The organism is Sphingomonas sp. (genome assembly GCF_019242355.1).
Taxonomy (GTDB): Bacteria; Pseudomonadota; Alphaproteobacteria; order Sphingomonadales; family Sphingomonadaceae; genus Sphingomicrobium.
Genome location: NZ_JAFAVR010000226.1, coordinates 1 through 6,241, shown reverse-complemented (window position 1 = coordinate 6,241; position 6,241 = coordinate 1). Strand labels below are relative to the sequence as shown.

The window sequence follows — 6,241 nt, the reverse complement described above, 5'->3', positions numbered from 1 at the left end:
TATACCTCTGGCCCTCGGCGAAACTGAGCGGTGGCGGAAGTGGATTCATCGAACTCTCCAAATCGGAAGTTGGCAAAGTTGGCAGTGCAACGCGCGCGCGAGTCAGCGATCACCAATCCGGTTCGCAAGCCAGCCGTAAAGAAATGCCTCGTTGGCGGGGCGGCGCTCGGCCAGGCGCAGGTAGCGCTCGCCCTGAAGCGCCTCGAGCGCGCGCATCAGGACCGTTTCGCCGCCGGTCGCGCCGCGGGCCGCAAGGAAGGCGTCGAGCGCATGCAGCGATTGGCCGCCGATGCGGCCGTCGGGCACCAGGTCGGGATAGTCGGCGCCGTTGCGGTTGAGCGCGGTCAAAGCGCGCTGGAGGAAGGTGATCGCGACCGCCGGGCCCATGTTGACACCGGTGTCGAACAGTTCGGCGGCGACGCGCGGGGCCCGTTTCGCGACCTCGTCCAGCCGGGGACGCAGCCAGTAGAGCTGGCGATAGATGGCCGCCGCCTCGGCCTGCGGAAGCTGCCGCATCGCGCCCATGTAGCCGTTCGCTCGGGCAACCGCTTCGGTAATCCCGAAGCAGGTCGGTCCGCCCTTGTCGGCGGGGTTGTTCACATAACCACCCTCCCGCTCGAGCAGGCCGTCGATCATGGTGTCGACGTCGATTGCCAGGTCCATTCGCTCTCTCCTTTGCGAGTCGGAGAGTAACTAACCAGATGGGTGTGTTGTAGGAAAGTGTCGTGAACCGGATAATGTGGCACGGGGGACGCACCGGCGGGATGAACGCAGTCGGCGTCCGCTGGAATTGAACCGTAGCGCCGCTTGCGGGTTAACCGTCGCGCCGCGCTCGTCTCGTGCGCAGCGCGAGGGGAGCCGAGTCCTGGTGAGTGAACCCATAGCCGACGATCCGTTCAGGCTGCTCGTCCAGTCGGTGGTCGATTATGCCATCTACATGCTGGACACGTCCGGCCACGTGACCAGCTGGAATGCCGGCGCCGAGCGCATCAAGGGCTTTGCGACGCACGAGATCCTCGGCAAGCATTTCTCGACCTTCTACACCGACGAGGACCGCGCGGCCGGACTGCCCGGCCGGGCGCTGGAGACGGCGCGCAGCGAGGGGCGCTACGAGGCCGACGGCTGGCGGGTGCGCAAGGACGGCACCCGCTTCTGGGCAAGCGTGGTCATGGACGCGATCAAGAACGACAGCGGCAAGCTGGTCGGCTTTGCCAAGATCACTCGCGACATGACCGAGAAGCGCCAGGTGCAGCAGGCGCTGATGGAATCCGAGAGGCGCTTCCGCATCCTCGTCCAGGGCGTCACCGACTATGCGCTCTTCATGCTCGATCCCGAAGGGCGGGTCGCCAACTGGAACAGCGGCGCGGAGCGGATCAAGGGCTATTCGCCCGAAGACATCGTCGGCGAGCATTTTAGCCGCTTCTACACCGCCGAGGACTTCGAGGCGGGCGTGCCGTTCAAGGCGATCGAAACCGCTCGGCGGGTCGGGCGGTACGAGGCGGAAGGGTGGCGGGTGCGCAAGGACGGCACCCGCTTCTGGGCAAGCGTGGTGCTCGACGCGATCCGCGACGACGAGGGCGAGCTCCTCGGCTTCGCCAAGATCACCCGGGACATGACCGACAAGCGGGAGGCGCAGCTGCGGCTCGAGGAATCCCGCGAACAGCTGTTCCGGTCGCAGAAGATGGAAGCGCTCGGCCAGCTCACCGGCGGGCTGGCGCACGACTTCAACAACCTGCTGACCGCGATCCTCGGCGCCTCGGACCTCGCGCTCCGCAACATCGACAATGAGGAAAAGCTGCGGCGGATGATCGACGGCATCCGCAATTCCGCGCAGCGCGGCGCCGGCCTCACCAAGCAGCTGCTCGCCTTTGCGAGGGCCCAGCCGCTCGAGATCAATCAGATCGAGCTCAAGGGCTTCCTCGACGAGGTGACGACGCTGCTTCGGCCGTCATTGCGGTCGGACATCGAGGTCATCCTGGAGATTTCCGACCAGCTGTGGCCGGTCGATGCCGACGCCGGAGCGCTGGAGCTGGCGCTGCTCAACCTCGCCTTCAACGCCCGGGATTCCATGAAGAGCGGCGGCAAGCTGAAGCTCAGCGCGACCAACGAGGTGCTGAGCGGGCAGCCGGACGGCCTCCACGGCGAGCATGTCGCGCTGCGCGTTTCGGACACCGGGCACGGCATGGACCGGGCGACGATGGAGCGCGTGTTCGAGCCGTTCTTCACCACCAAGACGTTCGGCGAAGGCACCGGGCTCGGGCTCAGCCAGGTGTTCGGCTTCGTGAAGCAGCTGGGCGGGACGGTCACGATCACATCGGAGGTCAACAAGGGATCGACCTTCACGATCTACATCCCGGCGAGCCATGGCAGCGGCGAGCGGGCGCAGACGGACGGCGCCGCCGACAGGAAGCTGACGCTGGGCCGCGTGCTGATCGTCGAGGACGACATGATCGTCGCCGAACTCGCCGCCGGAATGCTCGATGAACTCGGTTTCGAGCCGACCATCGTCCACAGCGCCAAGGAAGCGCTCGACCGGCTGGCGTCGGGCGAGAAGCCCAAGCTCATCTTTTCCGACATCATCATGCCGGGCGGGATCAGCGGCCTCGAGCTCGCCCGCAAGGTCAGGGCCCGCTTTCCCGAGCTGCCGATCCTGCTGACCACCGGCTACAGCGAACAGGCGAGCGGGACGCACGGCTTCCCGGTCCTGCAGAAGCCCTATGAGTTCGATTCGCTATCCGACGCGCTGCAGGACCTGCTCAAGCAGGACATCACCCTTCAATAGAAGGCCGAATGCGGCGGCCGCGGCCCCGCGAAAAGTCACAAAGGTCGCACTCGCTACACGCGCGTGAGCGGACCTTCCCAATCTTCTTCGACGACAACGGCCTCGTCGACCGGGCAGTCGGCGGCGGGGACATCGCCGAGCTGGTCGAGCAGCGGCGGCAATTCGGCGCGGGCGTGCTCGACGACGAAGAAGGAGCGATCGGGTGCGGTCGCGGGCGGCTTGGCAGCCCAGCCGTAAGCGGTCGGATTGTGGTGGGCGAGCAGCCACATCAGCAGCCGGTCGCTCGGCCGGCGGCGCTCGGCCACCAGCTCGCCATTGCGGTACAGCCGGTCGGTGACGCCGTGGACCGCGCGTTCCCAGGCGAGCGCGGCAAGGCGCGGCGAGGCCAGCGACTGGGCATGGTCCCACGCCTTGCGGAAGGCGTCCGCGCGGGGGTGGTGCCGCAGGCGATAGGCGCTGCGCGGGGTGATCCCGACCTCGGCGCAAGCCTCGCTGACGCAACCGGTCTCCGCAAGCGCGGCGATGAACGCGCGCTGGCGCTCCGCGGTCCAGCCGTCGTAGCGGCTGCGCAGCGGCACCGGCGTGAAGGCCGGCGCCGGCGGCAGCGTGGCGGGAACGCGCTGCTCGGCGGGATAGACGCCCAACTCGGCCAGTTCCTCGTCGGTCAGCCGCTCGAGGCTGGCGAGGCGTTCGAGGATCTCCTCTTCGCTCAGCTGGAGCGCGATGCCGTTGGCAATGGTTTCGTCGATCTGTTCCTGCGAGGGCTCGCCCATGATGAATGCTCCGGTTCGTTAGAACCGTCTACATGAACCAATCAGGTTGCTGTAGGAAAGTGCCTAAGCCGCCGAGCGCACGTGAGAGATTGCGCAGCAATCGGGAGGCAGCGCGAAGAGACGGCGCAGGTCGGCCGGCGGGGCGAGCATGGTGTGTTGGTTAGGTGATACACTGGCATTTGTCAAACAGGCTGTTTGGCAAGCCTGCCAAGATTATCTCGCGGCCAAGTCTCTTTTCATGCGGCGTTGTAATCGTGCCTTAAGCAGAGACCCTCGTGCAGCATCATCGTCGCCGCCCAGTCTTTGGTAACTCGCACGCACGAAATCGTATGCCTGCTGGACAATCTCACCTGTGATGTCGTCTGTCTCAAGTTGACCGGTAGCAGCGGCGTCAATCTCGCACCTTTCGCTGACGAGCCAGCCCGTGACCATCCCGACGTAGAACCGCAGGTTGTTGATTTCCTTCGCGTCCAGAGCAAGGTGACGCTTCATATAAAGTTCAACGAAACGGCAAACGTAGACCGCCATAAAGTATGCATTGAGCGGAACGTCGTGGTTGAAGAGTGCGCGGTATTCCGTGTCTCGCTTTAACGGGTTTGAGGGTCTGGCCCGTGCGTCATCGGGCTTGAACGAGAACATCGCCAGCGCCGACTGTGCCATAAAGGTGAGACTGACTATTTTGCTCGATGGCCTCCCCCTATTCGCGTAAAAGTTTTTGCGTCGTTCATAATAAAAGTCTCTCGCAAGTAGATAGTGCTCAATTGTTCTTTGGAAGGGGTCAGTAGCACGCAGCATCGCGACCGATACTGGATTTTGGCTGTTAGTTGCCCTGATCACTCTATCGCGCGTGTCCTCGTCGGCAATACGTATGACCTTAACAAGGACAAATCGTGGATCGGAAGCTCTATCTTCAGCACTTAAGCCGTCAAAATGTTGAGATATTTCTTTACAGGTCTGTAGTCCGTTTACGATTTGCGGATTGGTCACCGTAAGGTTGTTGTCGTCATTCCGGTACTCAGTGCAGATAATAGTAACGCCGTTATTCAACCACCAGAAATCACGATCTCCGCCTTCCTCTAGTTCTTCAGCAATTTTTGCATTCACAGCCGTAAGACCTTGCCAGTCGCGAACATTCTCATCGAAGATATTGTGAGTGGCGACACCGTTCTCATCACGCAAAAATGCGTCGATTTGCCCAAGACTGACTAGGCATATATAGCCATTTCGACCGGAACTAGCCCGCTCAGTTGCCAATGTCCGGACGTGTCGTGGCTGGTGAATTATGCGATCCCAGAGATCAGCGGCGCCGAGCAATTCGACATCCACGGACGCATCAGGAAAGCGCTCGCGTGCCGATGCGCTCAGAGCGCGAATTCTCCCGTTGATCCCGGCGGATATTGGGTTTGGCGGCCGAAACGTTGCATAATGATAGCTGATATGAAGCGTAGGAGCTTTTCGCAGCAACGCTCTGTAGGTGTTCCTAAATAGTTGAAATGCTGCCCGAACGTCATCGTTATACACGTCACTAAAATCGTCCACACCAACATTCAGCGAGAACAGTGACTCAGTAACAGCCTTCCACCTGTTAATAGCATCTTCTGAGAACGTTCGTTCGGTTTTCGATTGTATAATTTCTACGCGAACACGACTTCCGGTTTTAGCAATCGTCAGATCTGTATCTTCGGCGACGAGAACTTCGTCGACGAAGATGTACATGCTGTCGATGCCCCCATCGCTTCCGCCACCGAGTATACCCTCCGAAATCTCGTCCTCGGAAAGAGAGTGGTCCCGAAGCAATAGCTGAGCGGTGAAGAATTCAAAGAAGTCGTTGAAGTCTGAGTCAGGATCACGCTCCTGGCGTTGCTGCTCAACGTATTCTCTTAATATCGTTTGAGAATTGTGCGGCTGCCTTGCCATGCGCGCTCCGGAAACTCGGCTCGCCATTGCAAGCAAGCCCACTGCCGCCACTAGACAACAGGTTCAATTCGGCCCTGCCATCCTGCGCAATTGCCGTAGGCCGTCAAGTCGCCAATCAAATAGTTTGCATAGCCGTTGTCTGCAGACCTGGATCGGCAGACCGCCCCTACTCCGCCGCGACCCCCGCGGCCTGGAACATGTCCGGTCCCTCGCCCGCTTCGCCGGCCTTGCCGCCGTCGTTGGCCGCGGCCTCCGCCTTGGCCTTCATCCTGCGATCGAAATTGTCCCAGACGTCGTTCCAGTTCCCTCTCGTCGCGCCCTTTGAATATTCGGTCGCGCGGGTCTCGAAGAAGTTGGCGTGCTCGACGCCGTTGAGGAGCGGGGCGAGCCAGGGGAGCGGGTGCTCGTCAACCATGTAGATCGGCTTGAACCCGAGCTGGCCCATGCGCCAATCGGCGATGTAGCGGATGTACTTCTTGATTTCCTTGGGGGTCATGCCGTTGACCGGCCCCTGTTCGAAGGCGAGGTCGATGAACGCATCCTCGAGCGCGACCGTCTGGTGGCAGGTGTCGCGGATCTCGTCCTTGACGCTCTTCGTCAGGCAGTCGCGTTCCTTCACGAAGGTGTGGAATAGCTTGATGATGCCTTCGCAGTGAAGGCTCTCGTCGCGGACCGACCAGCTGACGATCTGGCCCATGCCCTTCATCTTGTTGAAGCGCGGGAAGTTCATCAGCATCGCGAAGCTGGCGAACAGCTGCAGCCCCTCGGT

The 6,241-nt window shown here is 61.7% G+C and carries 5 protein-coding genes; 1 reads left to right on the top strand and 4 read right to left on the bottom strand.

From position 1 onward, the window contains the following. Positions 1 to 102: 102 nt before the first annotated feature. Positions 103 to 651: a glycosyl hydrolase 108 family protein gene (locus tag JOZ79_RS11100; protein ID WP_294074104.1), complete on the bottom strand. Its 549-nt coding sequence runs from the start codon at positions 649 to 651 to the stop codon at positions 103 to 105. A 217-nt stretch (positions 652 to 868) separates the two neighbouring features. Between JOZ79_RS11100 and JOZ79_RS11095 the strand changes: the two genes are divergently transcribed. Further along, positions 869 to 2,782, top strand: coding sequence for a PAS domain-containing sensor histidine kinase (locus tag JOZ79_RS11095; RefSeq protein WP_294074102.1), 1,914 nt, complete (start codon positions 869 to 871; stop codon positions 2,780 to 2,782). Between the two features lie 53 nt (positions 2,783 to 2,835). On the opposite strand, the gene JOZ79_RS11090 is transcribed toward JOZ79_RS11095, so the two are convergent. The 3 genes from JOZ79_RS11090 to JOZ79_RS11080 form a co-directional block, all read right to left on the bottom strand. Beyond that, a complete protein-coding gene (locus JOZ79_RS11090) occupies positions 2,836 to 3,555 on the bottom strand; it encodes a hypothetical protein (protein ID WP_294074100.1) in 720 nt (239 codons plus the stop codon). A gap of 213 nt (positions 3,556 to 3,768) precedes the next feature. Continuing rightward, positions 3,769 to 5,472, bottom strand: coding sequence for an AIPR family protein (locus JOZ79_RS11085; protein WP_294074098.1), 1,704 nt, complete (start codon positions 5,470 to 5,472; stop codon positions 3,769 to 3,771). Between the two features lie 166 nt (positions 5,473 to 5,638). Beyond that, the coding region (locus tag JOZ79_RS11080) for a ribonucleotide-diphosphate reductase subunit beta (RefSeq protein WP_294074096.1) at positions 5,639 to 6,241 on the bottom strand (603 nt) is incomplete at its 5' end.